37 protein-coding genes are annotated in these 25,330 nt (G+C 38.0%); 34 read left to right on the forward strand and 3 right to left on the reverse strand.

Translation table 11 applies throughout. The features are described from left to right. The first annotated feature begins 8 nt into the window (after positions 1 to 8). The 4 genes from rpsG to HF969_RS04480 all read left to right on the forward strand — a co-directional run bounded on the left by rpsG (position 9) and on the right by HF969_RS04480 (position 5,315). The gene (rpsG, locus tag HF969_RS04465) at positions 9 to 479 is read left to right on the forward strand and encodes a 30S ribosomal protein S7 (RefSeq protein WP_090289529.1); all 471 of its coding nucleotides are present in this window, start codon (positions 9 to 11) and stop codon (positions 477 to 479) included. A gap of 80 nt (positions 480 to 559) precedes the next feature. Further along, entirely contained in the window at positions 560 to 2,653 is a 2,094-nt protein-coding gene (fusA, locus tag HF969_RS04470) for an elongation factor G (RefSeq protein WP_090289528.1), read from the forward strand. Between the two features lie 141 nt (positions 2,654 to 2,794). Beyond that, positions 2,795 to 3,982 carry an elongation factor Tu gene (gene tuf, locus HF969_RS04475; RefSeq protein WP_090289527.1) on the forward strand — a complete coding sequence of 396 codons (1,188 nt, stop codon included), beginning with the start codon at positions 2,795 to 2,797 and terminating at the stop codon, positions 3,980 to 3,982. A 118-nt stretch (positions 3,983 to 4,100) separates the two neighbouring features. Next, on the forward strand, positions 4,101 to 5,315 hold the full coding sequence (locus HF969_RS04480; RefSeq protein WP_247599288.1) for a mechanosensitive ion channel: 1,215 nt from the start codon (positions 4,101 to 4,103) through the stop codon (positions 5,313 to 5,315). 85 nt (positions 5,316 to 5,400) lie between these two features. On the opposite strand, the gene HF969_RS04485 is transcribed toward HF969_RS04480, so the two are convergent. From HF969_RS04485 to ppdK, 3 genes are read right to left on the reverse strand one after another with little or no spacing between them, the layout of a single operon-like run. Then, positions 5,401 to 6,222, reverse strand: coding sequence for a pyruvate, water dikinase regulatory protein (locus HF969_RS04485; protein ID WP_090289525.1), 822 nt, complete (start codon positions 6,220 to 6,222; stop codon positions 5,401 to 5,403). 1 nt (position 6,223) lies between these two features. Next, positions 6,224 to 6,838, reverse strand: coding sequence for a helix-turn-helix transcriptional regulator (locus HF969_RS04490; RefSeq protein ID WP_090289524.1), 615 nt, complete (start codon positions 6,836 to 6,838; stop codon positions 6,224 to 6,226). 23 nt (positions 6,839 to 6,861) lie between these two features. After that, the gene (gene ppdK / locus HF969_RS04495; RefSeq protein ID WP_090289523.1) at positions 6,862 to 9,480 is read right to left on the reverse strand and encodes a pyruvate, phosphate dikinase; all 2,619 of its coding nucleotides are present in this window, start codon (positions 9,478 to 9,480) and stop codon (positions 6,862 to 6,864) included. A 249-nt stretch (positions 9,481 to 9,729) separates the two neighbouring features. Here ppdK and nox point away from each other — a divergent pair, with 249 nt between their 5' ends. The 30 genes from nox to rplQ all read left to right on the forward strand — a co-directional run bounded on the left by nox (position 9,730) and on the right by rplQ (position 25,129). Continuing rightward, positions 9,730 to 11,064, forward strand: a complete 1,335-nt coding sequence (gene nox, locus HF969_RS04500; protein ID WP_090289522.1) for a H2O-forming NADH oxidase — start codon at positions 9,730 to 9,732, stop codon at positions 11,062 to 11,064. Between the two features lie 360 nt (positions 11,065 to 11,424). After that, positions 11,425 to 11,733 (forward strand): 30S ribosomal protein S10, encoded by a 309-nt coding sequence (rpsJ, locus tag HF969_RS04505; protein WP_090289520.1) that lies wholly within the window; start codon positions 11,425 to 11,427, stop codon positions 11,731 to 11,733. Between the two features lie 25 nt (positions 11,734 to 11,758). Next, on the forward strand, positions 11,759 to 12,394 hold the full coding sequence (gene rplC, locus HF969_RS04510; protein WP_090289519.1) for a 50S ribosomal protein L3: 636 nt from the start codon (positions 11,759 to 11,761) through the stop codon (positions 12,392 to 12,394). Between the two features lie 25 nt (positions 12,395 to 12,419). Beyond that, positions 12,420 to 13,043, forward strand: a complete 624-nt coding sequence (rplD, locus tag HF969_RS04515) for a 50S ribosomal protein L4 (RefSeq protein WP_090289518.1) — start codon at positions 12,420 to 12,422, stop codon at positions 13,041 to 13,043. Next, positions 13,043 to 13,339, forward strand: a complete 297-nt coding sequence (locus tag HF969_RS04520) for a 50S ribosomal protein L23 (RefSeq protein WP_090289517.1) — start codon at positions 13,043 to 13,045, stop codon at positions 13,337 to 13,339. The genes rplD and HF969_RS04520 overlap by 1 nt, the downstream gene beginning before the upstream one ends. A 33-nt stretch (positions 13,340 to 13,372) precedes the next feature. Then, positions 13,373 to 14,203: a 50S ribosomal protein L2 gene (gene rplB, locus HF969_RS04525; RefSeq protein WP_090289516.1), complete on the forward strand. Its 831-nt coding sequence runs from the start codon at positions 13,373 to 13,375 to the stop codon at positions 14,201 to 14,203. A 31-nt stretch (positions 14,204 to 14,234) separates the two neighbouring features. Beyond that, the gene (gene rpsS / locus HF969_RS04530) at positions 14,235 to 14,516 is read left to right on the forward strand and encodes a 30S ribosomal protein S19 (protein WP_090289515.1); all 282 of its coding nucleotides are present in this window, start codon (positions 14,235 to 14,237) and stop codon (positions 14,514 to 14,516) included. A gap of 18 nt (positions 14,517 to 14,534) precedes the next feature. Then, entirely contained in the window at positions 14,535 to 14,891 is a 357-nt protein-coding gene (rplV, locus tag HF969_RS04535; RefSeq protein WP_090289514.1) for a 50S ribosomal protein L22, read from the forward strand. A 3-nt stretch (positions 14,892 to 14,894) separates the two neighbouring features. After that, complete coding sequence (rpsC, locus tag HF969_RS04540; protein WP_090289513.1) at positions 14,895 to 15,554, forward strand: 30S ribosomal protein S3; 660 nt, start codon at positions 14,895 to 14,897, stop codon at positions 15,552 to 15,554. Positions 15,555 to 15,556: 2 nt separating this feature from the next. After that, positions 15,557 to 15,991, forward strand: coding sequence for a 50S ribosomal protein L16 (rplP, locus tag HF969_RS04545; protein WP_090289512.1), 435 nt, complete (start codon positions 15,557 to 15,559; stop codon positions 15,989 to 15,991). Continuing rightward, positions 15,981 to 16,175: a 50S ribosomal protein L29 gene (rpmC, locus tag HF969_RS04550; protein ID WP_090289511.1), complete on the forward strand. Its 195-nt coding sequence runs from the start codon at positions 15,981 to 15,983 to the stop codon at positions 16,173 to 16,175. Before rplP ends, rpmC begins: the two co-directional genes overlap by 11 nt. A gap of 25 nt (positions 16,176 to 16,200) precedes the next feature. Then, on the forward strand, positions 16,201 to 16,464 hold the full coding sequence (gene rpsQ / locus HF969_RS04555; protein ID WP_090289510.1) for a 30S ribosomal protein S17: 264 nt from the start codon (positions 16,201 to 16,203) through the stop codon (positions 16,462 to 16,464). 31 nt (positions 16,465 to 16,495) lie between these two features. After that, entirely contained in the window at positions 16,496 to 16,864 is a 369-nt protein-coding gene (gene rplN, locus HF969_RS04560) for a 50S ribosomal protein L14 (RefSeq protein ID WP_090289509.1), read from the forward strand. Between the two features lie 26 nt (positions 16,865 to 16,890). Next, complete coding sequence (gene rplX, locus HF969_RS04565) at positions 16,891 to 17,196, forward strand: 50S ribosomal protein L24 (RefSeq protein WP_090289508.1); 306 nt, start codon at positions 16,891 to 16,893, stop codon at positions 17,194 to 17,196. Positions 17,197 to 17,216: 20 nt separating this feature from the next. Continuing rightward, the gene (gene rplE, locus HF969_RS04570) at positions 17,217 to 17,759 is read left to right on the forward strand and encodes a 50S ribosomal protein L5 (protein ID WP_090289507.1); all 543 of its coding nucleotides are present in this window, start codon (positions 17,217 to 17,219) and stop codon (positions 17,757 to 17,759) included. A gap of 17 nt (positions 17,760 to 17,776) precedes the next feature. Then, positions 17,777 to 17,962 (forward strand): type Z 30S ribosomal protein S14, encoded by a 186-nt coding sequence (locus HF969_RS04575; protein ID WP_090289506.1) that lies wholly within the window; start codon positions 17,777 to 17,779, stop codon positions 17,960 to 17,962. Between the two features lie 34 nt (positions 17,963 to 17,996). Further along, on the forward strand, positions 17,997 to 18,395 hold the full coding sequence (rpsH, locus tag HF969_RS04580; RefSeq protein WP_090289505.1) for a 30S ribosomal protein S8: 399 nt from the start codon (positions 17,997 to 17,999) through the stop codon (positions 18,393 to 18,395). A gap of 30 nt (positions 18,396 to 18,425) precedes the next feature. Beyond that, a complete protein-coding gene (gene rplF / locus HF969_RS04585; RefSeq protein ID WP_090289504.1) occupies positions 18,426 to 18,962 on the forward strand; it encodes a 50S ribosomal protein L6 in 537 nt (178 codons plus the stop codon). A 45-nt stretch (positions 18,963 to 19,007) separates the two neighbouring features. Then, positions 19,008 to 19,364 carry a 50S ribosomal protein L18 gene (gene rplR / locus HF969_RS04590; RefSeq protein ID WP_090289503.1) on the forward strand — a complete coding sequence of 119 codons (357 nt, stop codon included), beginning with the start codon at positions 19,008 to 19,010 and terminating at the stop codon, positions 19,362 to 19,364. A 20-nt stretch (positions 19,365 to 19,384) separates the two neighbouring features. Then, positions 19,385 to 19,888 carry a 30S ribosomal protein S5 gene (gene rpsE, locus HF969_RS04595; protein ID WP_090289502.1) on the forward strand — a complete coding sequence of 168 codons (504 nt, stop codon included), beginning with the start codon at positions 19,385 to 19,387 and terminating at the stop codon, positions 19,886 to 19,888. An 11-nt stretch (positions 19,889 to 19,899) separates the two neighbouring features. Then, positions 19,900 to 20,079: a 50S ribosomal protein L30 gene (rpmD, locus tag HF969_RS04600; protein WP_090289501.1), complete on the forward strand. Its 180-nt coding sequence runs from the start codon at positions 19,900 to 19,902 to the stop codon at positions 20,077 to 20,079. A 31-nt stretch (positions 20,080 to 20,110) separates the two neighbouring features. Then, positions 20,111 to 20,551, forward strand: a complete 441-nt coding sequence (gene rplO, locus HF969_RS04605; RefSeq protein WP_090289500.1) for a 50S ribosomal protein L15 — start codon at positions 20,111 to 20,113, stop codon at positions 20,549 to 20,551. After that, positions 20,551 to 21,843 (forward strand): preprotein translocase subunit SecY, encoded by a 1,293-nt coding sequence (gene secY / locus HF969_RS04610; RefSeq protein ID WP_090289499.1) that lies wholly within the window; start codon positions 20,551 to 20,553, stop codon positions 21,841 to 21,843. The genes rplO and secY overlap by 1 nt, the downstream gene beginning before the upstream one ends. A gap of 35 nt (positions 21,844 to 21,878) precedes the next feature. Continuing rightward, on the forward strand, positions 21,879 to 22,532 hold the full coding sequence (locus tag HF969_RS04615) for an adenylate kinase (RefSeq protein WP_090289498.1): 654 nt from the start codon (positions 21,879 to 21,881) through the stop codon (positions 22,530 to 22,532). 25 nt (positions 22,533 to 22,557) lie between these two features. Beyond that, positions 22,558 to 22,776 carry a translation initiation factor IF-1 gene (infA, locus tag HF969_RS04620; RefSeq protein WP_090289497.1) on the forward strand — a complete coding sequence of 73 codons (219 nt, stop codon included), beginning with the start codon at positions 22,558 to 22,560 and terminating at the stop codon, positions 22,774 to 22,776. A gap of 23 nt (positions 22,777 to 22,799) precedes the next feature. After that, on the forward strand, positions 22,800 to 22,913 hold the full coding sequence (gene rpmJ / locus HF969_RS04625; RefSeq protein WP_006908512.1) for a 50S ribosomal protein L36: 114 nt from the start codon (positions 22,800 to 22,802) through the stop codon (positions 22,911 to 22,913). A 22-nt stretch (positions 22,914 to 22,935) separates the two neighbouring features. After that, a complete protein-coding gene (gene rpsM / locus HF969_RS04630; protein ID WP_090289496.1) occupies positions 22,936 to 23,289 on the forward strand; it encodes a 30S ribosomal protein S13 in 354 nt (117 codons plus the stop codon). 25 nt (positions 23,290 to 23,314) lie between these two features. Next, on the forward strand, positions 23,315 to 23,707 hold the full coding sequence (rpsK, locus tag HF969_RS04635; RefSeq protein WP_090289495.1) for a 30S ribosomal protein S11: 393 nt from the start codon (positions 23,315 to 23,317) through the stop codon (positions 23,705 to 23,707). 73 nt (positions 23,708 to 23,780) lie between these two features. Further along, the gene (locus tag HF969_RS04640; RefSeq protein ID WP_090289494.1) at positions 23,781 to 24,725 is read left to right on the forward strand and encodes a DNA-directed RNA polymerase subunit alpha; all 945 of its coding nucleotides are present in this window, start codon (positions 23,781 to 23,783) and stop codon (positions 24,723 to 24,725) included. Positions 24,726 to 24,748: 23 nt separating this feature from the next. Further along, positions 24,749 to 25,129 (forward strand): 50S ribosomal protein L17, encoded by a 381-nt coding sequence (rplQ, locus tag HF969_RS04645; RefSeq protein ID WP_090289493.1) that lies wholly within the window; start codon positions 24,749 to 24,751, stop codon positions 25,127 to 25,129. Positions 25,130 to 25,330 lie beyond the last annotated feature (201 nt).

Below are 25,330 nucleotides of genomic sequence, written 5' to 3' on the forward strand. Positions count from 1 at the left end.
GAGTTTGAATGACTCGTAAAGGAAACATTCCCAAACGTGAAGTGTTACCCGATCCAATTTATAATTCTAAAGTTGTTACTCGTACAATTAACCGTTTAATGGTTGATGGTAAACGAGGAAAAGCTTCATCAATCTTGTATAGTGCATTTGACGTTATTCGTGAGCAAACAGGTCAAGACCCAATGGAGGTTTTTGAGCAAGCCATTGAAAATATCATGCCATTATTAGAAGTTAAAGCTCGCCGTGTTGGGGGTTCTAACTATCAAGTGCCAGTCGAAGTAAGACCAGAACGTCGTTATACATTAGCGATTCGTTGGTTGGTAACATATTCTCGTTTACGTGGTGAAAAGACCATGGAACAACGTTTAGCACGCGAAATTATGGATGCTGCTAACAACACAGGAGCCTCAGTACGTAAGCGTGAAGATATGCATAAAATGGCAGAAGCTAACAAAGCCTTTGCACATTACCGCTGGTAAGATTTATAATGGTATTGTTAACTTAGGTATCCTTTGTTAGCAGATAATGATACATACTAAGGAAAGAGGGGTAAATATACATGGGAAAAAGAGAATTTTCTCTTGAAAAAACTCGTAACATTGGAATTATGGCCCATATAGATGCTGGTAAGACAACGACAACTGAACGTATCTTGTATTATACCGGTAAGATCCATAAGATTGGAGAGACTCACGATGGTGGAGCTCAAATGGACTGGATGGAACAAGAACAAGAGCGCGGTATCACCATTACTTCTGCTGCAACTACAGCACAATGGAAAGGTCACCGCGTAAACATTATCGACACACCAGGACACGTGGATTTTACGGTTGAAGTAGAGCGTTCATTACGTGTATTGGATGGAGCGGTTGCCTTATTAGATGCTCAGTCAGGTGTAGAGCCTCAAACAGAAACTGTTTGGCGTCAAGCGACAACCTATGGAGTACCTCGTATTGTCTTTGTAAACAAGATGGATAAAATGGGAGCTGACTTTGAATATTCTCTACGTACTCTTCACGAGCGTTTAGATGCCAATGCAGTTGCTATGCAAGTTCCGATTGGATCTGAAGATGAATTCAAAGGGATTGTTGACGTAGTTCATAAGAAAGCTTACATCTATAACAATGACCTAGGAACAGAAGTCGAAGAAATGGATATTCCTGAAGAATTCCAAGCCAAAGCAGACGAATATTATACTAAATTAGTTGAAGCAGTAGCGGATACTGATGAAGAAATTATGATGGCTTATCTCGAAGGTGAAGAGATCGCTGAAGATGTTTTGAAAAAAGCAATCCGTAAAGCGACATGTAATGTTGAACTTTACCCAGTATTTTGTGGTACAGCCTTCAAAAACAAAGGTGTTCAGTTATTATTAGATGGTGTTATTGACTATCTACCAAGTCCATTAGATGTTCCGCCTATTATTGGTTTTGAACCTGGAACAGAAAATGAAATTGAGCACCATGCAGATGATAATGAATCATTCGCAGCTTTAGCTTTCAAGGTTATGACTGACCCATTCGTTGGACGTCTAACATTCTTCCGTGTTTATTCAGGAACACTTGAATCAGGTTCATATGTTCAAAATGCAACAAAAGATACGCGTGAACGTGTAGGACGTATCTTACAAATGCATGCCAACTCTCGTGAAGAAATTTCTGAAGTATTCTCAGGAGACATCGCTGCAGCTGTTGGACTTAAAAACACTGGTACAGGTGACACTTTATGTGATCCAGATAACTTAGTTATTCTTGAATCAATGGAATTCCCTGACCCAGTGATCGAAGTTGCAATTGAACCAGATTCAAAAGCAGACCAAGATAAGATGGGCTTAGCCTTAGCGAAATTAGCCGAAGAAGACCCAACCTTCCGTGCATCAACTGACCATGAAACAGGTCAAACAATTATTGCTGGAATGGGAGAATTACACTTAGATATCATCGTTGACCGATTGAAACGTGAATTTAAAGTATCAGCAACCGTTGGAGCGCCACAAGTTTCTTATCGTGAAACTTTCCGTGCAGCTACTCAAGCTGAAGGTAAATTTGTACGTCAATCAGGTGGTAAAGGACAATACGGACACGTTTGGATTGAATTCGAACCGAACGAAGAAGGAGCAGGCTTTGAGTTCGAAAACGCAATTGTCGGTGGGGTTGTTCCGCGTGAATATATTCCAGCGGTAGAAGCAGGACTTAAAGATGCAATGGAAAATGGTGTCTTAGCAGGCTTCCCATTAGTAGATATTAAAGCCAAACTTTATGATGGTTCTTACCACGATGTCGACTCTTCTGAAACAGCTTATAAAGTTGCTGCTTCTATGGCTCTTAAGGCTGCTGCTAAGAAAGCACAACCTTCAATCCTTGAACCAATGATGGCTGTTGAAGTAACAGTTCCTGAAGAATACTTAGGAGATGTGATGGGACACGTGAACTCACGTCGTGGACGTATCGAAGGTACTTCAACACGTGGAAATGCTCAAATTGTTAAATCATTCATTCCATTATCAGAAATGTTTGGTTATGCAACGACTTTACGTTCTTCAACACAAGGTCGTGGTACATTTACAATGCAATTTGACCACTATGAAGATGTTCCAAAATCAATTGCTGAAGAAATCATCAAAAAATACGGTGGCTCATCTTCAGACAATTAAAAGTAAGCAAGTGCTTGCTTAAAGAAGAAAGACCAAGGTTAAGGAAATATCCGTTGAATTCACTTCAATATCTTTGGTATAATAATTTTGATAGATTGCTTAATCTATAAACACTTTAAAAAATTAGGGGGATTTACTCAAATGGCAAAAGAAAAATACGAACGTACGAAACCGCATGTTAACATTGGTACTTTAGGACACGTTGACCACGGTAAAACAACTTTATCAGCTGCAATCGCAACTGTTTTAGCTAAGCATGGATTTGGTGAAGCAAAAGACTATGCTTCAATCGATAACGCTCCAGAAGAAAAAGAACGTGGAATCACAATCAATACTTCTCATATCGAGTATGAAACTGCTAATCGCCACTATGCACATATTGACGCTCCAGGGCACGCGGACTATGTTAAAAACATGATCACTGGTGCTGCTCAAATGGACGGTGCTATCTTAGTAGTATCTGCTGCAGATGGTCCAATGCCTCAAACTCGTGAGCACATCTTATTATCACGTCAAGTAGGAGTTCCTTACTTCGTAGTCTTCTTAAACAAAGTTGACATGGTTGATGATGAGGAATTATTAGAATTAGTTGAAATGGAAGTTCGTGATATGTTATCAGAATACGACTATCCAGGAGATGACATTCCAGTAATCGCTGGTTCAGCACTTAAGGCTTTAGAAGGCGATGAAGCTTATGAAGCTAAAATTATGGAATTAATGGAACAAGTAGATGCTTACATTCCAGAACCAGAACGTGAAACTGACAAGCCATTCATGATGCCAGTCGAAGACGTATTCTCAATTACTGGTCGTGGTACTGTTGCAACTGGTCGTGTGGAACGTGGTCAAGTACGTGTTGGTGACGAAGTTGAAATCGTTGGTATTGCTGACGAAATCATGAAGTCTACTGTAACAGGTGTTGAAATGTTCCGTAAGATGTTAGACTATGCAGAAGCAGGAGATAACATTGGTGCTTTATTACGTGGTGTTACTCGTGATAATATTGAGCGTGGTCAAGTATTAGCTGCGCCTGGAACAATCACTCCACATACTAAGTTCGAAGCTGAAGTATATGTATTGTCTAAAGAAGAGGGTGGACGTCATACTCCATTCTTCACTAACTATCGTCCTCAATTCTACTTCCGTACAACTGACGTTACAGGTGTTGTAGAATTACCAGAAGGAACTGAAATGGTTATGCCTGGAGACAACGTTTCTATGACCGTAGAATTAATTCACCCAATCGCTATCGAAGACGGAACTCGTTTCTCAATTCGTGAAGGTGGACGTACAGTAGGTGCAGGTACAGTAACTAAAGTTAATGCTTAATTAAAATATTAACTAACTTAAGCCAAGTGTTATCACTTGGCTTTTTATATTGGAGTGAAATGTTTGTTGCAATAGGGTTGAGAATGATATACTTAATCTATAAAATTTTGAAAGGAGAATGACAATGGACTTAAACGGTATCGTAAGTTCGATTCCAGGAATGATAGGCTCTCTGCTTCTATTAATAGCAGCACTTATTCTGGCGCATTTTGCAAGAAAATATGCAATCAAAGCCATGGAAAGTATTGACTTTGATTTAAAATTACAAAAATGGGGGTTAGCGAGAACCGATGAGGAATCAAATACCTTCTTAGAAACAATTGGAACATTATTATATTTTATTATTGTATTATTCTTTGTGCCATTTATTTTAAACGGTTTGGGCCTTGCAGGTGTAGTGGATCCTATATCTAATATGTTTGCGAAGTTCTTTGCCTATATTCCAAATATTATCGCAGCTGCTTTAATCATATTTATAGGTAATCTTTTCTGTAAATTTGTTAAACAACTAACTCAAAATTTATTGGAAGGTTTTAATTTAGATCGATGGTATAGCAAGATGACAGGGCAAGCTGAGCAAGAAAAGTTAAACGATACCCATTTAGCAGAAGTTCTTTCAACGGTGGTCTATGTTTTAATCTTTATTCCAATTTTAACCGTTGCTTTGGAAACATTAGGTATTCAGACAATTTCTGCTCCGATCGTCGGTGTCTTAAATTCCGTAATGTCAGCTATTCCCAATATAATTGTTGCAGTAATTCTTGTCTTTGTAGGAGGATTTATAGCTAAATTATTGGGTGATTTATTGGAAAGTCTCTTAAAGACATCTGGAATTGATCAATATTCAAAATATCTAAATTTTAAAGGCGAAAATCATATTCAAATTTCAAGCGTGATTGCGCAAGTAGCGAAGTCCTTGTTACTTATTTTCTTTATTGTAGAAGCCATATCCGTTCTTAATCTTGAAGTTTTAAATGCAATTGGCACTTCAATTATCGCATATATTCCTGATGTAATTGCGGCGGCTCTTATTTTGGCAGTCGGTGTGATTGGTGGAAATATTCTAGCAAGTTTCCTTAAAGAAGTATCTGGTAGTAAAGTTTTTGGTGAGTTTGTTCGTTATGCGATTATTGTACTAGCAATCTTTATGACGCTTAACCAGTTGAAGTTTGCTCCTACCATCGTGAATGCTGCCTTCATTATTATTTTAAGTGCAGTAGCTATTGCATTCGCTTTAGCGGTTGGAATTGGCGGTAAAGAATTTGCAGCTCGTCAATTAGAAAATATTGAAAAAAGTATTGAGCACGAAGAAGAAGAAAATCAGCGATTTTAAAAATAGTTTGGCTATAAAGTAAAGGAAGCCCTCTATTCAGAATTTGAATAGGGGCTTCCTTTATGTTTAAAGATAACGAAGCTTATCAGAGTAAAAGTTTGTTATAATGACCAATAATTTGTTCCGCTAATTCTTCAATGGATTGGTTTTCAACATTAATGACTGTAGCATTTAATTGGTGGTATAGGTCATCAGCAAACATTAATTCTTGCTTAACTCTTTCGAGAGAAGAGTAAGTGGCTTTTTCTCCGAGGCCCATCATCTCCACTCTCTTTTTACGAATATTTTGAATATAAAGAGGAGAGGCAATGAGACCGAAAATCCGTCTAGCGTCTGCTTGGTAGATTTCATCAGGAATATGAACTTCAGGGAAAATAGGTAAGTTAGCCACTTTGTATGATTTGTTAGCTAAATACATACTTAAAGGTGTTTTAGAGGATCTTGAGACACCAAGTAAAACAATATCTGCTAACTCAAATCCTTTTTTATTTTTACCGTCATCATATTTTACTGCAAACTCTATTGCTTGAATCCGGTCAAAGTAATGATCATCAAGTCTGTGTAAGGTTCCTGATTTTTCACTAGCCATCATATTTGTTTTTTGTGAGATCAAATCAAGAATCGGGTGAATAACATTATGATACTCTAACGCATTATCTTTTGAAAATTCACTGGCAAATTGCTCGAGACCTTCATCGACTAAAGTAGTAATAATTATCGCATTTACTTTGGCGGCTTCTTCAAGAATCGGCTTCAATTCATCCATGGTGTTAATGAATGGAAATCTTTTTAAGCTAATATTGGTTAATTTTGGAAATTGAGCGAGAGCAGCGTTCGTTGCGCGTAATGCTGTTTCACCGACAGAATCTGAAATAACATAAAATTTATAAGTATTTGTTACTGGCATATTATTCCTCCGATTGGCTTAATTCAACTAGAAGATTCACGATATGAGTCTTAGATACTTTACCGAGTATCTCATAGTCTGCAGTGACGATCGGTAGTGAATCAATCTGATGTTCAGATATTAGACGCGCAGCGTCAAGTGCCGTCTGGTCCGGTTGAGCCACAATAATATTAGGCATTCGAGTCATAATGATTGCTAAAGGCGTATCCATTAGCTGGCCGATAGCTGAACGGAGCAAATCTTTACGGGATACAATTCCTGCTAACTTATGATCTGCTTCATCAATAACATAAATAGAACCAGCATCATACATAAATAAGTGAGTAATGGCGTTTTGAACGGTGGTATCTGGTGTGACTGTGATGGCTTGCACCATGATGTCTTTAACAAGATATTCTGAGAAGGCCTCATATAATAAGGACTTTTCTGTTAATCCTGAATAGATATAACCCACTTTTTGACGAGCATCTAAAATGCCAGTCATCGTTAAGACAGCGAAATCACTACGCAATGTTGATTTTGTAAGACCAAGTTTACTAGCAATTTCGTCGCCGGTTATTGGTTCGTGGTTTTTAACAATCGAAATGATTTCTTCTTGTCGGGGTGAAAGTTTCATAGTTCCCCTCCTAGTTTAATTGATTAAGCATTGATAATAGCACTTTGAGCCGCTGCTAGTTGTGCGATTGGTACACGATAAGGTGAGCAAGATACATAAGAAAGACCGATTTGATGGAAATGAGTAATTGACCTTGGATCTCCACCTAACTCACCACATACCCCTATTTTTAAATTTTCTTTGATTGAGCGTCCGCGCTCAACCGCAATTTCGACAAGTTCTTTAACGGCAAAAGTATCAATCGTTTGGAATGGATCATCTTTTAGAATACCTTGGTCAAGATATTGATTCAAGAATTTACCAGCATCATCACGAGAATAGCCAAATGTCAATTGTGTCAAATCATTAGTTCCGAAAGAGAAGAACTCAGCGTCTTTTGCTAATTGATCAGCTATTAAACAAGCACGAGGAGTTTCAACCATCACTCCAACTGTAAATTCCATATTTACATTTGCTTCATCAAGCACTTTTTTTAGATGAACTTTAATTTTGTCTTTTAAGTGGATTAATTCTGCTTGAGAACTTACTAAGGGAATCATAATTTCAGGTTTAACAGCCACGCCATTTTTAGCTACCTTCATGGCTGATCGAATGACAGCCTCTGCCTGCATCAGATAAAGCTCAGGGTAAGTCATACCCATGCGACAGCCACGATGTCCCATCATTGGGTTGACTTCTTTCATTGACTGTACGCGGTCGCTTAATTCTGAAGGGTCTATTTGCAATTGACTGGCAACTTGTTTAATTTCATTTTGCCCATGAGGTAAGAATTCATGCAATGGTGCATCGAGTAAACGAACCACGACTGGTTTTTCTTGCATTAATTCAAAAATATGAGAGAAGTCTTCTATTTGAAAATCACGAATGGTATCCAGACAGATTTTACGGTCGGATGGATTCTTAGCAAGTAAGAATTTGCGAATCGCAATTAAGCGATCTTCTTGGAAGAACATGTGCTCAGTTCTTACTAGCCCGATTCCTACTGCTCCAAAACGCAATCCGTTTTCAATATCATTTGCTGTTTCGGCGTTCATTCGGATAGCAAGTTTAGCAAATTGACGAGACCAATCTAAGACTTGGTCCAAGTTTTCATTTGCTCCTCCTGCAACGGTTGGAATTTCACCAATGTAAAGACAACCTGTAGTTCCATCGACAGAAATAATATCGCCTTCATTCAGCAAACCACCTGGATAGGCAAGTGTCTTTTTATCTTCATTAATATCTAACTCACTACAACCGGCTACGCAACATTTACCCATTCCACGAGCTACCACTGCAGCGTGAGATGTCATGCCTCCTTGACTTGTTACGATACCGTTAGCAGAGTTCATACCTACAATGTCTTCAGGCGAAGTCTCATGACGAACTAAAATAACAGATTTACCGGCATCAGCCCATTCTTTTGCAGTGATCGCATCAAATACAATCTGGCCAGTTGCTGCACCGGGACTGGCAGGCAAGCCTAGTTTAGAAACTAATTCAGCTTGACCTAAAGCATTTGGGTCGAAAGCAGGGTGCAATAAAGTGTGAAGTGATTCAGAATTAATTGTCAAGAGGGCCTTATCCGGCGATAGAATACCTTCATTTACAAAATCAACCGCAATTTTAACTGCTGCTTGGGCTGTTCGTTTACCATTTCTAGTTTGAAGAATATAGAGTTTCTTATCTTCAATAGTAAATTCGATATCTTGCATATCAGAATAGTGTTTTTCTAATTTGTTGGTTAATTCGAGGATCTCTTGGTAAATTTCTGGGAACTGATCACGCAAACGGTTAATGGAAACAGGAGTACGAATTCCAGCTACCACATCTTCTCCTTGTGCATTGGTTAGGTACTCACCGTATAACTCATGTTTTCCATTTGCAGGATTGCGGGTAAATAGTACACCAGTACCACTTGTTTCACCGCTGTTACCAAAGACCATTTCTTGAATATTGACAGCCGTTCCAAGATCATCAGGAATATTATTTAATCTACGATATACAATAGCACGTTGGTTATTCCATGATTTAAAAACGGCTTCAACTGCAGCGTAAATTTGTTGGTAAACATCTTGAGGGAATGGATGGTTTAATTCTTTTTGGTAAACGGCCTGATAGTCTTTAACAATATCTTTTAGATGGTCAGCCGTTAATTCGTAGTCATAATGTAAATGATTATCTTCTTTAACTTTATTAAGAATTCTGTCGAATTTAATCATATCAATTTCATAAACAACATTCCCATACATTTGAAGGAGGCGTCGATAGCAATCATAAGCAAAACGTTCATTATTGGTGATTTGAGCCAGTTTTAAGACATTCTCATCGTTAAGACCAAGATTCAATATAGTATCCATCATACCGGGCATAGAAATTTTTGCCCCTGAACGTACAGAGACTAAAAGTAAATTTTCTGAATGGTTAAACTCTTTTTCAGAAATTGCTTCAAGCTTCTTAACTGCTTGAGTGATCTCATCTTTAAGTTCGTCTTTTAATCCTCTAGCTTCTTCTAAATATTCTAAACAAGCTTGAGTCGTAATCGTAAATCCCTGCGGCACAGGAAAACCAAGGCTAGTCATCTCAGCCAGATTCGCACCTTTTCCACCTAACAGATCTTTCATTTTAGCGTTACCTTCGCCAAATGCATACACACGTTTCATCAACAAACCTCCTAAAATTTAAATAGTGCAACTTACCATATTATATAATGCACACTATTACCTGTCAATCTCAATTTTTTGGAAACTACATAGAAAAACTTGTTCAATATAGCGTTTTAAGTGTTGTTTTTTATCAAAATAAAACTCTTTATAATAAGGAAGCAAAAATTTGTCTTATTTTCGAGATAATGGTAAAATGTGATTAATAAAAGCCATTGTGAAAAAATTAATTTGGAGGCAAAAAAATTTATGAAAATTTTAATTATTGGAACGAACCATGCTGGAATAGCTGCTGCAAACACTTTGCTAGAGAATTATCCAGAGCATGAAATTGTAATGTTAGAGCGCAATTCGAATCTTTCTTATTTAGGATGCGGAACCGCATTATGGGTTGGACGTCAAATTGACGATTATAAGGGACTTTTTTACACAAATGAAGAAGCTTTCGCTAAAAAAGGAGCCCGTATTTATACTGAAACCGAAGTCACTGAGATCGATTTCAAGAGTAAAAAGGTTTACGCACAGAAAAAAGATGGAGAAAAAATTGAGGAAAGCTATGATAAATTGATTTTAGCTACAGGATCCTTACCGATCTCTCCCAAATTCCCAGGTTATGATTTAGAAGGCTTACACTTTTTAAAACTGTTCCAAGAAGGTCAGATCGTCGATAAAGCCTTATCCGATGAATCTGCTAAAAATGTTTGTGTGATTGGCGCAGGTTACATTGGGGTGGAAATTGCAGAAGCGGCTAAAAGACGTGGTAAAAATGTCCGTATTTTCGATGCGGAAGCGACTTCATTAGCTAGCTATTATGATCCAGAGTTTGCTAAAATGATGGACCGTAATTTAGAAGATCATGGTATAAAAACCCATTTTGGCGAATTAGTTCAAGAGTACATTGGCGAAAATGGTAAAGTTAAAGCTGTGAAAACTGATAACGGTACCTATGATGCAGACGTTGTCATTAATTCAATTGGTTTTCGAGCTAATACAGATTTAGGAAAAGACCATTTGGAATTATTTAATGGAGGTGCTTATCTAGTTGATCGTCATTTTAAGACTTCAGATGAAGATGTTTATGCTATAGGAGATTGTGCAAGTAATTATTCGAATGCTATTAAGGATACAACCTATATTGCTTTAGCGTCCAATGCTGTGAGGTCAGGAATCGTAGCTGCTCATAATCTTGCGGGAACTGAGTTGGAAGGCGCAGGTGTACAAGGCTCAAACGGGATCAATATCTTTAACTTAAAATTGGTATCAACCGGTTTAACTTTAAAGGCCGCTGAAAAAGCTGGAATTGAAGTTGATTATGTTGAACACGAAGATACACAGTTTCCTGGCTTTATGCCCGAAAATTACCAAGTGAAATTAAGGATTGTTTTTGAAAAGTCAAGTCGACGCATCGTAGGAGCCCAATTGGCCTCCGATTATGACGTCTCACTACTCATCCATATGTTCTCCTTGGCAATTCAAGAAGAGGTTACTATAGATAAATTAGCGCTTTTGGACACCTTCTTCTTGCCTCACTTTAATCAACCATATAATTACATTACAGTGGCCGCTTTAAAAGCTAAAAAATAATATAGGTCGACCGTATTAAAGGTTATTCAATAAGGTAGTCAATGTGACTAGGCTTGAGAAGTTAGAAATTAATCTCACTTTCAAAGGTCTATCAAAGTCGCATAGACCACCTTATTTTTTTATAAAAACTCTGATTATTCTTCAAATATTGCTTGCATTAGCAAAATATCTTCGGTATAATATCGGTTGTGTCAATTGGAGGGCTGCGCCCAAAAATCGACATAAACCCTTGATGAGAGGGAGAAATGCAGTGAAACGAGAGGTTGTGACACGCTAGGCCGAGTTGCCAAGGTCGAGTGTGTTAGAAATTCTTGTGGAGCAAGTCACATATTTTATATTGACGAAGGAGGAAAATAAAAAATGGCAAATCAAAAAATTCGTATTCGCTTAAAGGCTTATGAGCACCGTGCTTTAGATGTCTCTGCAGCGAAAATTGTTGAATCTGCTCAAAGGACAGGGGCTAAGACATCAGGTCCAATCCCTTTACCAACTGATCGTACAGTCTATACTGTTATTCGTGCAACGCACAAATATAAAGACTCTCGTGAGCAGTTTGAAATGCGTACACACAAACGTTTGATCGATATTGTTAATCCTACAGCCAAAACCGTAGATGCATTAATGAAATTAGACTTACCAAGTGGTGTGGACGTAGAAATTAAATTATAAAAAATAAAATAATGGAGGTGTACTCATGACCAAAGGAATCTTAGGAACAAAAGTCGGAATGACTCAATACTTTACAGAAAATGGAGAATTAATCCCAGTTACTGTTATTCAAGCTCCTGCTAACGTTGTTTTACAAATTAAAACAGTCGAAACAGATGGCTATGAAGCAGTTCAAGTGGGATATCAGGATTTGCGTGAAGTGTTGACCAACAAACCGCACAAGGGTCATGTAGCAAAAGCTAATGCTACTCCTAAGCGCTTCGTTCGCGAATTTCGTGATGTTGAGCTAGGAGAATATGAAGTAGGGCAAGAAATCACAGTTGAAACATTCGCAGTGGGTGACATCGTCGATGTGACGGGTACATCAAAAGGTAAAGGTTTCCAAGGAGCAATTAAGCGTCACGGACAATCTCGTGGACCGATGGCTCACGGATCTCGTTACCACCGTCGCCCTGGATCTATGGGTATGGCATCAGATGCTTCGAAAGTCTTTAAAGGTAAGAAATTACCTGGACAGACAGGTGGCGAGCGTATTACCATTCAAAACTTGGAAATTGTATCAGTAGATACTGAGAACAATGTGATCCTTATTAAAGGAAATGTTCCAGGAGCTAAAAAATCACTCGTTGAAATTAAACAAGCAATTAAAACAGTTAAATAATATCTAAGAGGGGAGGAACGAGCAAATGCCAAAAGTTACATTATTTAAACAAGATGGAACACAAGCAGGAGAAGTTGAATTAAATGAAGCGATCTTCGGAATTGAACCTAATGAAGCGGTTGTTTTTGAAGCGGTCGTTATGCAAAGAGCTTCACTACGCCAAGGGACTCATGCGGTTAAAAACCGTTCAGCCGTAAGTGGTGGGGGACGTAAGCCGTGGAGACAAAAAGGAACAGGACGTGCACGTCAAGGTTCTACAAGATCACCTCAATGGGTAGGCGGTGGAGTAGTCTTTGGGCCAACACCTCGTTCATATAGTTATAAATTACCTAAAAAAATGCGTCGTCTAGCTTTACATTCTGTATTATCTCAAAAAGTACTTGATGAGAAAATGACAGTTGTTGAAGAACTAGTATTTGATGCACCTAAGTCAAAAGAATTCAAAAATGTTTTAAATAACTTAAATGTTGATAGTAAAACATTGTTAATTTTAGAAGGCGCAAACGAAACAGCATACTTATCAGCACGTAACATTCCTAATGTGAAAGTGATTGATGATTTAAATGTAAATGTTTTAGATGTAATTGATGCGGATCGTGTGTTAATTACTCAAGCTGCGCTTTCAACAGTAGAGGAGGCTTTAGCATAATGCAATTATCAGAAGTTCTATTACGTCCAGTAATTACCGAGCAATCAATGCTAGCCATTGATGACAACAAATACACTTTCGAAGTTGACCGTCGTGCTAATAAGACTCATATCAAACAAGCTGTTGAAGCAATGTTTGAAGGTGTTAAGGTTGCGAAAGTTAACACAATCAATGTAGATGGCAAAGCTAAAAGAATGGGACGTTATCAAGGTTTCACACGTAAGTACAAAAAAGCAGTGGTTACCTTAACAGAAGATTCAAACCGGATCGAATTATTTGGCGAAGACGCTGAATAATTCTCGAAAATATTAAAATAGGAGGGTAACGCAGTGGCAATTAAACATTATAAAGCGACGACAAATGGACGTCGTAACATGACTGGATATGATTTTTCAGAAATCACAACACAGATACCTGAAAAAACCTTGTTAGAGTCACAAAAACAACGCGCAGGTCGTAATGGCCAAGGTAAAATCACCGTGCGTCATAAAGGCGGCGGAAATAAACGGGCATACCGTGTCATTGATTTCAAACGTAATAAAGATGGAGTGGTTGGAACAATCGCAACCATTGAATACGATCCAAACCGTACAGCAAATATCGCTCTTGTCCACTATGAAGACGGTGTGAAGACATACATTTTAGCTCCAAAGGGTCTTAAAGTTGGTCAAAAGATTGAATCTGGCGATAATGCTGATATTCAAGTGGGTAATGCTTTATCGTTAGCAAATATCCCAGTTGGTACTGTTATCCACAATATCGAATTGAAACCTGGTAAGGGTGGACAATTAATTCGTTCTGCTGGAACAAGTGCTCAAGTTTTGGGTCATGAAGGTAAGTACACTTTAGTTCGTTTGAACTCAGGTGAAGTACGTATGATCTTATCTACTTGCCGCGCAACAATTGGAACAGTAGGTAACGAACAGCATGAACTTATTAACTTTGGTAAAGCAGGCCGTTCACGTTGGTTATCTAAACGACCAACTGTTCGTGGATCTGTAATGAACCCTAATGATCACCCACACGGTGGTGGTGAAGGTCGCGCTCCAATCGGTCGTCCATCTCCAATGACACCATGGGGTAAAAAAGCTATGGGTGTTAAAACTCGTAATGTTAAGAAAAAATCAAGCAAGTTAATTATTCGTGGTCGTAAGAAATAATAACCAATAAATTCTGAAGGGAGGCTACATTGTGACTCGTAGTTTGAAAAAAGGACCTTTTATTGATGAACATTTAATGAAAAAGGTAGAGGCTCAACAAGATGCCCAGAAAAAACAAGTGATTAAAACATGGTCTCGTCGTTCAACAATTTTCCCTAATTTTATTGGGATGACAATTGCTGTATATGATGGACGGAAACATGTGCCTGTATTTATCCAAGAAGACATGGTAGGTCATAAGCTAGGAGAGTTTGTTCCTACACGTACTTATAGAGGCCACGTTGATCAAGATAAGAAAACTAAGAAACGCTAATAAGAGGAGGTATTTAAGATGTCTGAACAAACTACATCTGCAAAAGCAATGGCAAAAACAGTTCGTATTGCTCCTCGTAAAGCTCGCTTAGTAATGGATCTTATCAGGGGCAAGCAAGTTGGAGAAGCAATGGCTATTTTGAAATTCACTCCAAAAGCTGGTTCGCCAATTATTGAAAAAGTATTAAAGTCAGCAATTGCAAATGCTGAGCATAACTATGATTTAGACTTAGAAACACTGTATGTTAGTGAAGCATACGTAAACGAAGGACCGACAATGAAACGTTTCCGTCCTCGAGCTAAAGGATCAGCTTCACCGATCTTAAAACGTACTAGCCACATCACAATTGTGGTATCAGAAAAAGAGGAGGCTTAATTAATGGGTCAAAAAGTACATCCGATTGGAATGCGAGTTGGCATCATCCGCGATTGGGATACTAAATGGTACGCAGATAAACAATATGCAGACTATTTACACGAAGACATTAAAATTCGTGAGTATCTCTACAAAAAATTAGCTGATGCCTCCGTATCTGTAATTCAAATTGAACGTGCAGCAAACCGTGTAGTTGTTTCTGTTAACACTGCCAAGCCTGGTATGGTTATTGGTAAAGGTGGATCAGAAGTTGACGTATTGCGTGCGGAACTAAATAAAATAACAGGTAAGCAAGTTCAACTTAATATCGTTGAAATCAAAGAACCTGCATTAGATGCAAAATTAGTTGCGGAAGATATTGCGCAACAACTAGAAAACCGTGTGGCATTCCGTCGTGCTCAAAAGCAAGCCATTCAACGAGTGATGCGAGCTGGCGCAAAAGGAGTTAAAACAATGGTTTCTGGCCGTTTAAATGGTGCAGATATGGCAAGAACAGAGCACTATACTGAAGGCACAGTTCCATTACATACTTTGCGTTCTGATATTGATTATGCTTGGGAAGAAGCAGATACACAATATGGAAAGCTTGGAGTAAAGGTATGGATCTGTCGTGGTGAAATCTTACCAACTAAAAACAACAATTCTCAGAGAGGAGGAAATTAATCATGTTAGTACCTAAGCGTGTAAAGCACCGTCGTGAATTCCGTGGAAAAATGCGCGGAGAAGCTAAAGGTGGAAAGCAAGTTGATTTTGGATCATATGGTTTAAGAGCAACAGAAACGGGTTGGATCACCAACCGCCAAATTGAAGCAGCGCGTATCGCAATGACACGTTATATGAAACGTGGGGGGAAAGTATGGATTAAAATCTTCCCTCATAAATCATATACAAGTAAAGCAATTGGTGTCCGTATGGGTAAAGGTAAAGGAGCACCTGAAGGCTGGGTAGCACCTACTAAACGCGGAAAAATTATGTTTGAAATTGATGGGGTAAGCGAAGAAGTAGCAAGAGAAGCTTTCCGTTTAGCTTCCCACAAATTACCGATCAAAACAAAATTTGTAAAACGTGAAGAATATGGTGGTGAATCGAATGAAAATTAATGAAATAAGAGAATTATCCACTGCTGAAATGGTTGAAAAAGAAAAAGAATTCAAGCAAGAATTGTTTAACCTTCGATTCCAATTGGCAACAGGACAATTAGAAAACACTGCCCGTTTACGTCAAGTACGTAAATCTATTGCTCGCATTAAAACAGTCTTGCGTGAGCAAGAATTGTCTAAGTAAAAACGACAAAGGAGGCACATATTAAATGACTGAACGTAATCAACGTAAAGTTTATCAAGGACGTGTTGTGTCGGATAAAATGGATAAAACCATTACTGTCCAAGTAGACACTCGTAAAACACACCCTAAATACGGTAAACGTGTTAAATATTCTAAAAAATATAAAGCTCATGATGAGCTAAATCAAGCTAAAGAAGGCGACATCGTACGTATCATGGAAACTCGTCCATTATCTGCTACGAAACGCTTCCGTTTATTAGAAATTGTTGAAGAAGCAGTAATTATCTAATAATTGCGAAAATCGGAAGGAGGATAACGAAATGATTCAACAGGAAAGTCGATTAAAAGTTGCTGATAATTCAGGAGCTCGTGAAGTGTTGACAATTAAAGTGCTAGGCGGATCAGGGCGCAAAACAGCTAATATTGGTGACGTCATCGTTGCAACGGTTAAACATGCAACGCCAGGTGGAGTTGTCAAAAAAGGTGATGTTGTTAAAGCAGTAATCGTTCGAACAAAATCAGGAGCTCGTCGTAAGGACGGTTCTTATATTAAATTCGACGAAAATGCATGTGTAATAATTCGAGACGATAAGAGCCCACGTGGGACACGTATCTTTGGACCAGTTGCACGTGAATTACGTGATAACAACTTCATGAAGATTGTTTCATTAGCTCCAGAAGTTCTGTAATTTTAAGAAAAAGGAGGAAACAGTTCATGCGTATTAAAACAGGAGACAAAGTCCTTGTAATTTCAGGTAAAGATAAAGGGAAACAAGGTACTGTTATTAAGAGTATACCAAGTGAAGACAAGGTAGTTGTTGAAGGTATTAACATTGCGAAGAAACACCGCAAGCCAAGTCAAACACAAACAGGTGGAATTGAAGAATTTCCAGCAGCGATTCACGTATCAAATGTTAAATTAGTGGATCCTGAAACTGGTGAAGCTAGTCGAGTAGGTTACCGTTTTGAAGATGGCAAAAAAGTTCGTTTTGCAAAAAAATCAGATAAGACTATCAATTAATCAGAAGGGAGGAACTTTAAATGACAAATCGTTTGAAAGAAAAATATCTTAATGAAGTTGCCCCAAAATTGGTAGAGCAATTTAATTATTCTTCAATTATGGAAGTCCCAAAAGTTGAAAAAATCGTAGTCAACATGGGTGTGGGTGACGCAACGGGTAACACCAAAAACTTAGAAAAAGCGGTTGATGAATTAACTTTACTATCTGGTCAAAAGCCAATTATTACTAAGGCTAAGAAATCAATTGCAGGTTTCCGTTTACGTGAAGGAATGCCAATTGGAGCGAAAGTAACTTTGCGTGGAGAAAGAATGTATGATTTTCTTGACAAATTAATTTCTGTCGCATTACCACGAGTAAGAGACTTCCAAGGAATTTCTAGTCGAGCTTTCGACGGACGTGGGAATTATACTTTAGGAGTTAGAGAGCAGTTGATCTTCCCAGAAATCAGCTATGATAACGTGGATAAAGTGCGTGGGATGGATATTGTCGTTGTAACTACTGCTAAGACTGACGAAGAATCACATGCCCTTCTAAAAGAATTAGGCATGCCATTTAAGAAATAATAAAGGAGGCATTATCTTTGGCTAAAACATCAATGAGAATTAAGAATAAACGCAGTCCAAAGTTTAAGGTTCAAGAGTATTCTCGCTGCGAACGTTGTGGACGTCCACATTCAGTATACCGTAAATTCAAGCTTTGCCGTATTTGCTTCCGCGAACTTGCTTATAAAGGACAAATTCCAGGCGTAAAAAAAGCAAGCTGGTAAGAATTATATAATTAATCAAAGGAGGTAAATCCACATGGCAATGACAGATCCAATTGCAGATTTTCTAACAAGAATTCGTAATGCAAATAGTGTAGGACATAAAACCGTATCTGCACCTTCTTCAAATGCTAAAATTGCGATTGCTGAGATCTTAAAAAGAGAAGGTTTCATCAAGAACTTTGAAATTACTGAAGATAATAAACAGAATGAAATTACGATCTTCTTAAAATACGGTCGTAACCAAGAAAAAGTAATTACTGGTATCAAACGTATTTCTAAACCAGGTTTACGTATTTATGCCAAATCAGAAGATATTCCTAAAGTATTAAATGGTTTAGGAATTGCAATTATTTCAACATCAAATGGTGTTGTTACAGATAAAGAAGCCCGTCAACAAGGTGTTGGTGGCGAAGTATTAGCTTATATTTGGTAAAAAATATAAAATAAAAGGAGGTGCAGCCCTGTGAGTCGTATAGGAAAAAATCCCGTAACAATTCCAGCTGGCGTAACCGTTTCAATGGATGGTCATACAGTGACTGTCAAAGGACCAAAAGGTGAACTAACTAGAGAACTTAGTCCAAACATTATTGTAGAAATTAATGAGTCAGAGATTACTTTTACACGCCCAGATGATTCAAAAGAAAACCGTTCACTACACGGAACTACTCGTTCATTAGTGAATAATATGGTTGTAGGTGTTTCAGAAGGGTTCAAAAAAGAACTTCAACTCATTGGAGTTGGATATCGTGCTCAATTACAAGGCAGTAAATTAGTTCTTAACGTTGGCTTGTCACATCCTGTCGAATTTGAAGCTACTGAAGGTGTTTCTTTTGAAGTTCCTTCAAATACACAGATTATTGTGAACGGTTATAGCAAAGAAAAAGTCGGCGAATTAGCTGCTAATATTCGTGGCGTACGACCACCTGAGCCATATAAAGGCAAAGGTATCCGCTATGTTGATGAGTATGTTATTCGTAAAGAAGGTAAAACTGGTAAATAATCAAATTATTTATCAAATCAAAATTAAATTAAAGAGGTGACCATTGTGATTACTAAACCAGATAAAAACAAATCGCGTAAAAAGCGCCATAATCGTATTCGTAATAAGATTTCTGGTACTGCTGAGTGCCCACGCTTAAATGTATTTCGTTCTAATACAAACATCTACGCTCAATTAATTGATGACGTAGCGGGTGTGACGCTAGCAAGTGCCTCTAGTAAAGATAAGTCAGTAGCTAAAGCAAGTAAAACTGAACAAGCTTCTGCTGTTGGTAAATTGATTGCTGAGCGTGCTGCTGAAAAAGGAATTAAAGCTGTAGTATTTGACCGTGGCGGATATATTTATCACGGACGTGTTAAAGCCCTTGCTGAAGCTGCACGTGAAAACGGACTCGAATTTTAAGAAAAGGAGGAAACCGATCGATGGTTAATAATAAACCAGAAAATATAGGTGAAATTGAAGAACGTGTAGTAGCGATTAACCGAGTTACAAAAGTTGTAAAAGGTGGACGTCGTTTACGTTTCTCTGCACTAGTTGTTGTTGGAGATAAACAAGGTCACGTAGGCTTTGGAACTGGTAAAGCTCAAGAAGTTCCTGAAGCAATTCGTAAAGCAATTGAAGATGCTAAGAAAAACTTAGTAAGCGTACCAATGGCAGGAACAACGATCCCTCACGAAGTTATCGGTGAATTCTGTGGTGGACGCGTGTTGCTAAAACCAGCCCAAGCCGGTTCTGGAGTAGCAGCAGGTGGTCCAGTACGTGCCATTATGGAACTAGCAGGTGTAGCAGATGTAACTTCTAAATCATTAGGTTCTAATACACCTATTAATATGATTCGTGCGACTGTTGAAGCCTTGAAACAATTAAAAATTGTTGAAGAAGTGGCTGAATTGCGCGGTAAATCAGTTGAAGAATTATTAGGTTAGGAGGAAAGTCCATGGCAAACTTAGAAATCACTTTAAAACGTAGCCTAATTGGTCGTAAAAAGAATCATGTAGCTACTGCCAAAGCTTTAGGGTTAACAAAAACATATAAAACCGTTGTAAAACCTGATAATGAAGCTATTCGTGGAATGCTCCAAACAATTAGTCACTTAGTAGAAGTAAAAGAAGCTTAAATCTAGTATACTAGTATAAGGAGGTGCCAATATGAAATTACACACATTAAAACCCGCTGAAGGTGCACGTAAGGAACGTAACCGTGTCGGTCGTGGACAAGGTTCAGGTAACGGTAAGTTAGCTGGCCGTGGACAAGGTGGACAAGGACAACGTTCAGGTGGAGGCGTACGCTTAGGATTTGAAGGAGGGCAACAACCTCTATTCAGACGCTTACCAAAACGTGGATTTACCAATATCAATCGTAAAGAGTATGCAATTGTTAACCTAGAATCATTGAATATCTTTGAAGAGGGCACAGTTGTTTCACCTGCTTTATTGATTGAAACAGGTGTTATTAAAAAAGAATTATCAGGAGTTAAAATCTTAGGTGAAGGTAAATTAGAGAAAAAATTGACAGTTCAAGCAAACAAATTCTCTAAAACTGCAGAGGAAGCTATTACTGCAGCTGGCGGATCAATCGAGGTGATCTAATGTTCACATTTATTAAGACTGCTTTTAGTTCGCGAGATGTTAGAAGAAGAATTCTTTTCACCTTGTTTATTTTAGCACTCTTTAGATTAGGATCACATATTCCTATGCCCGGAGTAAATGCTAAAGTGTTAGACTCTTTAGCAAGCAATGGTCTCTTAGGCCTCTTAAACACTTTTGGTGGTGGAGCCCTAGGCCGGTACTCACTCTTTGCCATGGGTGTTTCGCCTTACATTACAGCTTCCATTATAGTCCAACTTTTACAAATGGATATTATTCCTAAGTTTACAGAGTGGGCTAAACAAGGAGAAGTAGGTCGGCGTAAATTAAATCAATGGACCATTTATTTAGCTATAATGATTGGATACATTCAGTCGGCAGGTCTTTCATATGGGTTAAACCAAATGTCAGGCCTTGGCTTAATTAAGGATCCACAGCCTTCAACTTATTTGACTATCGCTCTTGTTTTAACAGCAGGAAGTATGTTATTAGTTTGGTTGGGAGAACAAATCACTCGTAAGGGAATAGGTAATGGTATTTCTATTCTGATCATGGCTGGGATACTTGCACAAGTTCCCCAAGAGATTGTTGCTTTTGTAAATACAATGTTAATCAATGCCGGTGATAAATTAGGAGTGAATATTTTAATTGGATTAGGAATTATTTTGGCTTTAATGATTATGACGACAATTGTTGTTATTATGGAAAGAGCTCAACGTCGTATTCCGATCCATCATTCTAAAAAAGTATCTGGCGCGAGACACATGGCACACTTACCATTAAAAATTAACTCAGCAGGAGTCATTCCAGTGATCTTCGCTACATCATTTTTAACAACACCTCAGACGATTATGGGACTTATTAATCCGAATCCTGATGGGGGAATGATGGAATTCTTTAGTAAAGTGTTAAATATTCAGCATCCATATGGTGCGATATTTTATACAATTCTTTTAATCGCATTCACCTTCTTCTATTCCTTAATTCAAGTGAATCCTGAGAAGGTAGCTGAAAACTTGCAGAAACAAGCTGCTTATATTCCGAGTGTACGTCCTGGTAAAGATACTGAAGATTATATTACTCGTTTAATTAATCGTTTGAGTGGGGTAGGCTCAATCTATCTGACAGTAATTGCCTTATTACCAATCGTTGTGAGTTTTATTTGGAAAGTACCTGCCAATATTGCTTTATCAGGTACAAGTCTTTTAATTGTAGTTGGAGTTGCAATTGAAACTGCTAAGCAAATTGAAGGTCGTATGATTAAACGTCGTTATCAAGGTTTCTTGAATTTATAATTGCTTAATCGACAAATATAAAGGATGGTTAATGAATGAATATATTATTGATGGGTTTACCTGGGGCGGGTAAAGGAACTCAAAGTGAACAAATTACTCAAGATTATCCGGTTGTCCATATTGCTACTGGCGATATATTCAGACAAGCGATCAAAGATGAAACGCCACTTGGTTTAGAGGCTAAGTCTTACACCGACAATGGCAATCTCGTTCCAGATGAAATAACAAACGGACTTGTAAAAGAGCGTTTAAAACAAGATGATGTAAAAGAATATGGGTTTATGTTGGATGGTTATCCAAGAACCTTACAACAAGCCCGCGCTTTAAGCGACAATTTGGAAAGCCTCGATTCTTCAATCGATGCTGTTATATATATTGATGTGGATCCAGAAGTTCTTAAAGAACGTCTAAGCGGAAGAATTATCTGTGGATCCTGTGGAGCAAGCTATCACAAGATCTATAATCCGCCAAAAGTAGAGAACACATGTGATTCATGTGGCGCTCATGACTTCTATCAACGTGAAGATGATAAACCTGAAAAAGTTGCTCATCGTATTAATCTCCAAATGGAATCGATTCAACCGATTCTAGCATATTACGAAGAACTTGGATTGTTGCACAGAGTGAGTGGAGAAAATTCAATCGATCAAGTTTATAGCAAAATTCAAGAAGTATTAAGCAAATTATAAGACTTCGTCCATAGGAGGTAAGTGAATGGCAAAAGATGATGTAATTGAAGTAGAAGGTATTATTATGGAAACTCTACCAAACGCAATGTTCAAGGTAGAACTTGAGAATGGTCATGAAATATTAGCACACGTCTCTGGTAAAATTCGCATGAATTATATTCGCATTTTACCTGGAGATAAAGTCACTGTTGAATTATCCCCTTATGACCTTTCTCGTGGCCGCATTACCTATCGTTTTAAGTAGTCAACGAAATAAGGAGGAGCATAATGAAAGTTAGAGCATCAGTTAAACCAATTTGTGAAAAATGTAAAGTAATTCGCCGTAAAGGAAAAGTTATGGTGATTTGTCAAAATCCCAAACACAAACAACGTCAAGGATAATAATTAAGAAGGAGGAAATTGCATGGCTCGTATTGCAGGAGTAGATATTCCCCGCGAAAAACGTGTAGTCATTTCTTTAACATATATCTTCGGAATCGGCAGCACTACAGCTAAGAAAATTTTGGCTGAGGCAAATGTATCAGAAGATACACGTGTAAAAGACTTAACTAACGATGAATTAGATCGAATTCGTGAAATTATTGATAAGATTCGTGTTGAAGGAGACTTACGTCGTGAAGTAAGCATGAACATCAAACGACTTCAAGATATTGGTTCATTAAGAGGTATACGTCATCGTCGTAATTTACCTGTACGCGGACAAAATACTAAGAATAACGCCCGTACACGTAAAGGACCTAAGAAACCAATTAGATAGATTTTAATAAAGGAGGTTATAATTCATGGCAAAACAACAAGCACGTAGAGGTCGTCGTCGTGTTAAAAAGAATATTGAAAAAGGAATAGCTCATATTCGTTCAACTTTTAATAATACGATCGTGATGATCACTGATGTGAATGGAAATGCTGTTTCTTGGTCATCAGCAGGATCTTTAGGATTCCGTGGCTCAAAGAAAGCAACTCCGTTTGCAGCTCAAATGGCATCTGAGGTTGCAGCAAAAGGTGCAATGGATCATGGCATGAAGACAGTTGAAGTTACTGTTAAAGGCCCAGGATCAGGTCGTGAGTCTGCAATCCGTTCTTTACAAGCAACAGGATTAGATGTTACAGCTATTCGTGATGTTACACCAATTCCACACAACGGATGCCGTCCACCAAAACGTCGCCGTGTTTAATGATAATTGTGTAGAATCAGATTAGAAACGAAATTATCATCGCGACAGACGTTTTGAAAGGGGCAAATAATCGATGATCGAAATTGAAAAACCAGATATTAGAACGATTGAAATCAGTGACGATGCTAAATATGGTAAAATTGTCGTTGAGCCACTTGAACGTGGTTATGGAACAACCCTTGGAAATTCATTACGTAGAATTTTGTTATCTTCATTACCAGGATCAGCGATTACGAGTGTTCAAATTGAAGGTGTAGTACATGAGTTTGCTACCATTAAAGGGGTAGTTGAGGATGTACCAACGATTATCCTACATCTGAAGGAAGTAGCCTTTAACACACATACGGAAGATGATAAGGTAATTGAATTAAATGTTGCAGGTCCTAAAACAGTAACCGCAGCAGATATTATTCATGATAATGAAATAGAAATCTTAAATCCTGACTTATATATTTGCACACTAGCAGAAGGCGCACAATTAAACATGCAAATGAATGTAGCAAACGGTCGTGGATTTGTTCGAAGTGAACACAATAAGCGAGAGGATACACCAATTGGTGTATTACCGATTGATTCGATCTACACTCCAATCAAAAAAGTCAACTACCAAGTTGAAAACACTCGGATTGGACAGCGGAATATTTATGATAAGTTAACACTGGATATATGGACCGATGGTTCTATTAGTCCAGAAAAAGCTTTAAGTTTAGCTGCAAAAATTTTAACTGAGCACTTAAATATTTTTGTAGATTTGAATGATGAAGCACGTAATACTGAAATTATGGTCGAAAAAGAAGAAGCAGAAAAAGAAAAAGTGTTGGTCATGACGATCGAAGAGTTAGATCTATCTGTTCGTTCTTATAATTGTCTGAAACGTGCTGGAATTAATACAATTCAAGAGCTAACTAATAAATCAGAAGCTGAAATGATGAAGGTTCGTAATCTTGGACGTAAGTCATTAGATGAAGTTAAAAACAAATTAGCTGGTTTAGAATTAAGCTTACGCGAAGAAGATTAGTAGAGAGTAAAGGAGGAAACTGAATGTCATATCGTAAACTGGGTCGTACGAGTGCACAACGTAAGGCTTTACTACGTGATCTAACAACTGATGTAATTATCAACGAACGTATTGAAACAACGGAAGCACGTGCAAAAGAAGTCCGTAAAACGGTTGATAAAATGATCACATTAGGCAAAAAAGGTGATTTAGCTTCACGTCGTCGTGCAGCAGCATTCTTACGCAGAGAAATTGCGGATGCTCGCATCGAAGGTGATGAAGTGGTAGTTGAGAGTGTTTTAAATCGTGTATTCGATACTTATGCAGAACGTTACGCTGAACGTAATGGTGGATACACACGTATCCTTAAGAAAGGTCCTCGTCGTGGAGACGGAGCACCTATGGTTATCTTAGAATTAGTTTAAGATTAATCATTTCTTAAGTAGATTAATTCACTTTGATGATGGAGAGTGTTATGATTTCAAGAGATAATCGTGGAGTCTAGCTCTATAGCAACCAATTTAATTGGTGGATTGAGATTAGTAAGATACTAATCTCAATCCTGCTATCATCTTAAAGTGTTTTTTTTATACATAAAACTTGTATTAATAGTTAAGGAAAGCAAA

Source organism: Facklamia miroungae (assembly GCF_012396555.1).
GTDB classification, from domain to species: domain Bacteria; phylum Bacillota; class Bacilli; order Lactobacillales; family Aerococcaceae; genus Facklamia; species Facklamia miroungae.

Coding starts and splice junctions, on each gene's coding strand:
- rpsG (WP_090289529.1), top strand. CDS start 9: ATGACTCGTAAAGGAAACATTCCCAAACGTGAAGTGTTACCCGATCCA.
- fusA (WP_090289528.1), top strand. CDS start 560: ATGGGAAAAAGAGAATTTTCTCTTGAAAAAACTCGTAACATTGGAATT.
- tuf (WP_090289527.1), top strand. CDS start 2,795: ATGGCAAAAGAAAAATACGAACGTACGAAACCGCATGTTAACATTGGT.
- HF969_RS04480 (WP_247599288.1), top strand. CDS start 4,101: ATGACAATGGACTTAAACGGTATCGTAAGTTCGATTCCAGGAATGATA.
- HF969_RS04485 (WP_090289525.1), bottom strand. CDS start 6,222: ATGCCAGTAACAAATACTTATAAATTTTATGTTATTTCAGATTCTGTC.
- HF969_RS04490 (WP_090289524.1), bottom strand. CDS start 6,838: ATGAAACTTTCACCCCGACAAGAAGAAATCATTTCGATTGTTAAAAAC.
- ppdK (WP_090289523.1), bottom strand. CDS start 9,480: ATGAAACGTGTGTATGCATTTGGCGAAGGTAACGCTAAAATGAAAGAT.
- nox (WP_090289522.1), top strand. CDS start 9,730: ATGAAAATTTTAATTATTGGAACGAACCATGCTGGAATAGCTGCTGCA.
- rpsJ (WP_090289520.1), top strand. CDS start 11,425: ATGGCAAATCAAAAAATTCGTATTCGCTTAAAGGCTTATGAGCACCGT.
- rplC (WP_090289519.1), top strand. CDS start 11,759: ATGACCAAAGGAATCTTAGGAACAAAAGTCGGAATGACTCAATACTTT.
- rplD (WP_090289518.1), top strand. CDS start 12,420: ATGCCAAAAGTTACATTATTTAAACAAGATGGAACACAAGCAGGAGAA.
- HF969_RS04520 (WP_090289517.1), top strand. CDS start 13,043: ATGCAATTATCAGAAGTTCTATTACGTCCAGTAATTACCGAGCAATCA.
- rplV (WP_090289514.1), top strand. CDS start 14,535: ATGTCTGAACAAACTACATCTGCAAAAGCAATGGCAAAAACAGTTCGT.
- rpsC (WP_090289513.1), top strand. CDS start 14,895: ATGGGTCAAAAAGTACATCCGATTGGAATGCGAGTTGGCATCATCCGC.
- rplP (WP_090289512.1), top strand. CDS start 15,557: ATGTTAGTACCTAAGCGTGTAAAGCACCGTCGTGAATTCCGTGGAAAA.
- rpmC (WP_090289511.1), top strand. CDS start 15,981: ATGAAAATTAATGAAATAAGAGAATTATCCACTGCTGAAATGGTTGAA.
- rpsQ (WP_090289510.1), top strand. CDS start 16,201: ATGACTGAACGTAATCAACGTAAAGTTTATCAAGGACGTGTTGTGTCG.
- rplN (WP_090289509.1), top strand. CDS start 16,496: ATGATTCAACAGGAAAGTCGATTAAAAGTTGCTGATAATTCAGGAGCT.
- rplX (WP_090289508.1), top strand. CDS start 16,891: ATGCGTATTAAAACAGGAGACAAAGTCCTTGTAATTTCAGGTAAAGAT.
- rplE (WP_090289507.1), top strand. CDS start 17,217: ATGACAAATCGTTTGAAAGAAAAATATCTTAATGAAGTTGCCCCAAAA.
- rpsH (WP_090289505.1), top strand. CDS start 17,997: ATGGCAATGACAGATCCAATTGCAGATTTTCTAACAAGAATTCGTAAT.
- rpsE (WP_090289502.1), top strand. CDS start 19,385: ATGGTTAATAATAAACCAGAAAATATAGGTGAAATTGAAGAACGTGTA.
- rpmD (WP_090289501.1), top strand. CDS start 19,900: ATGGCAAACTTAGAAATCACTTTAAAACGTAGCCTAATTGGTCGTAAA.
- rplO (WP_090289500.1), top strand. CDS start 20,111: ATGAAATTACACACATTAAAACCCGCTGAAGGTGCACGTAAGGAACGT.
- secY (WP_090289499.1), top strand. CDS start 20,551: ATGTTCACATTTATTAAGACTGCTTTTAGTTCGCGAGATGTTAGAAGA.
- HF969_RS04615 (WP_090289498.1), top strand. CDS start 21,879: ATGAATATATTATTGATGGGTTTACCTGGGGCGGGTAAAGGAACTCAA.
- infA (WP_090289497.1), top strand. CDS start 22,558: ATGGCAAAAGATGATGTAATTGAAGTAGAAGGTATTATTATGGAAACT.
- rpmJ (WP_006908512.1), top strand. CDS start 22,800: ATGAAAGTTAGAGCATCAGTTAAACCAATTTGTGAAAAATGTAAAGTA.
- rpsM (WP_090289496.1), top strand. CDS start 22,936: ATGGCTCGTATTGCAGGAGTAGATATTCCCCGCGAAAAACGTGTAGTC.
- rpsK (WP_090289495.1), top strand. CDS start 23,315: ATGGCAAAACAACAAGCACGTAGAGGTCGTCGTCGTGTTAAAAAGAAT.
- HF969_RS04640 (WP_090289494.1), top strand. CDS start 23,781: ATGATCGAAATTGAAAAACCAGATATTAGAACGATTGAAATCAGTGAC.
- rplQ (WP_090289493.1), top strand. CDS start 24,749: ATGTCATATCGTAAACTGGGTCGTACGAGTGCACAACGTAAGGCTTTA.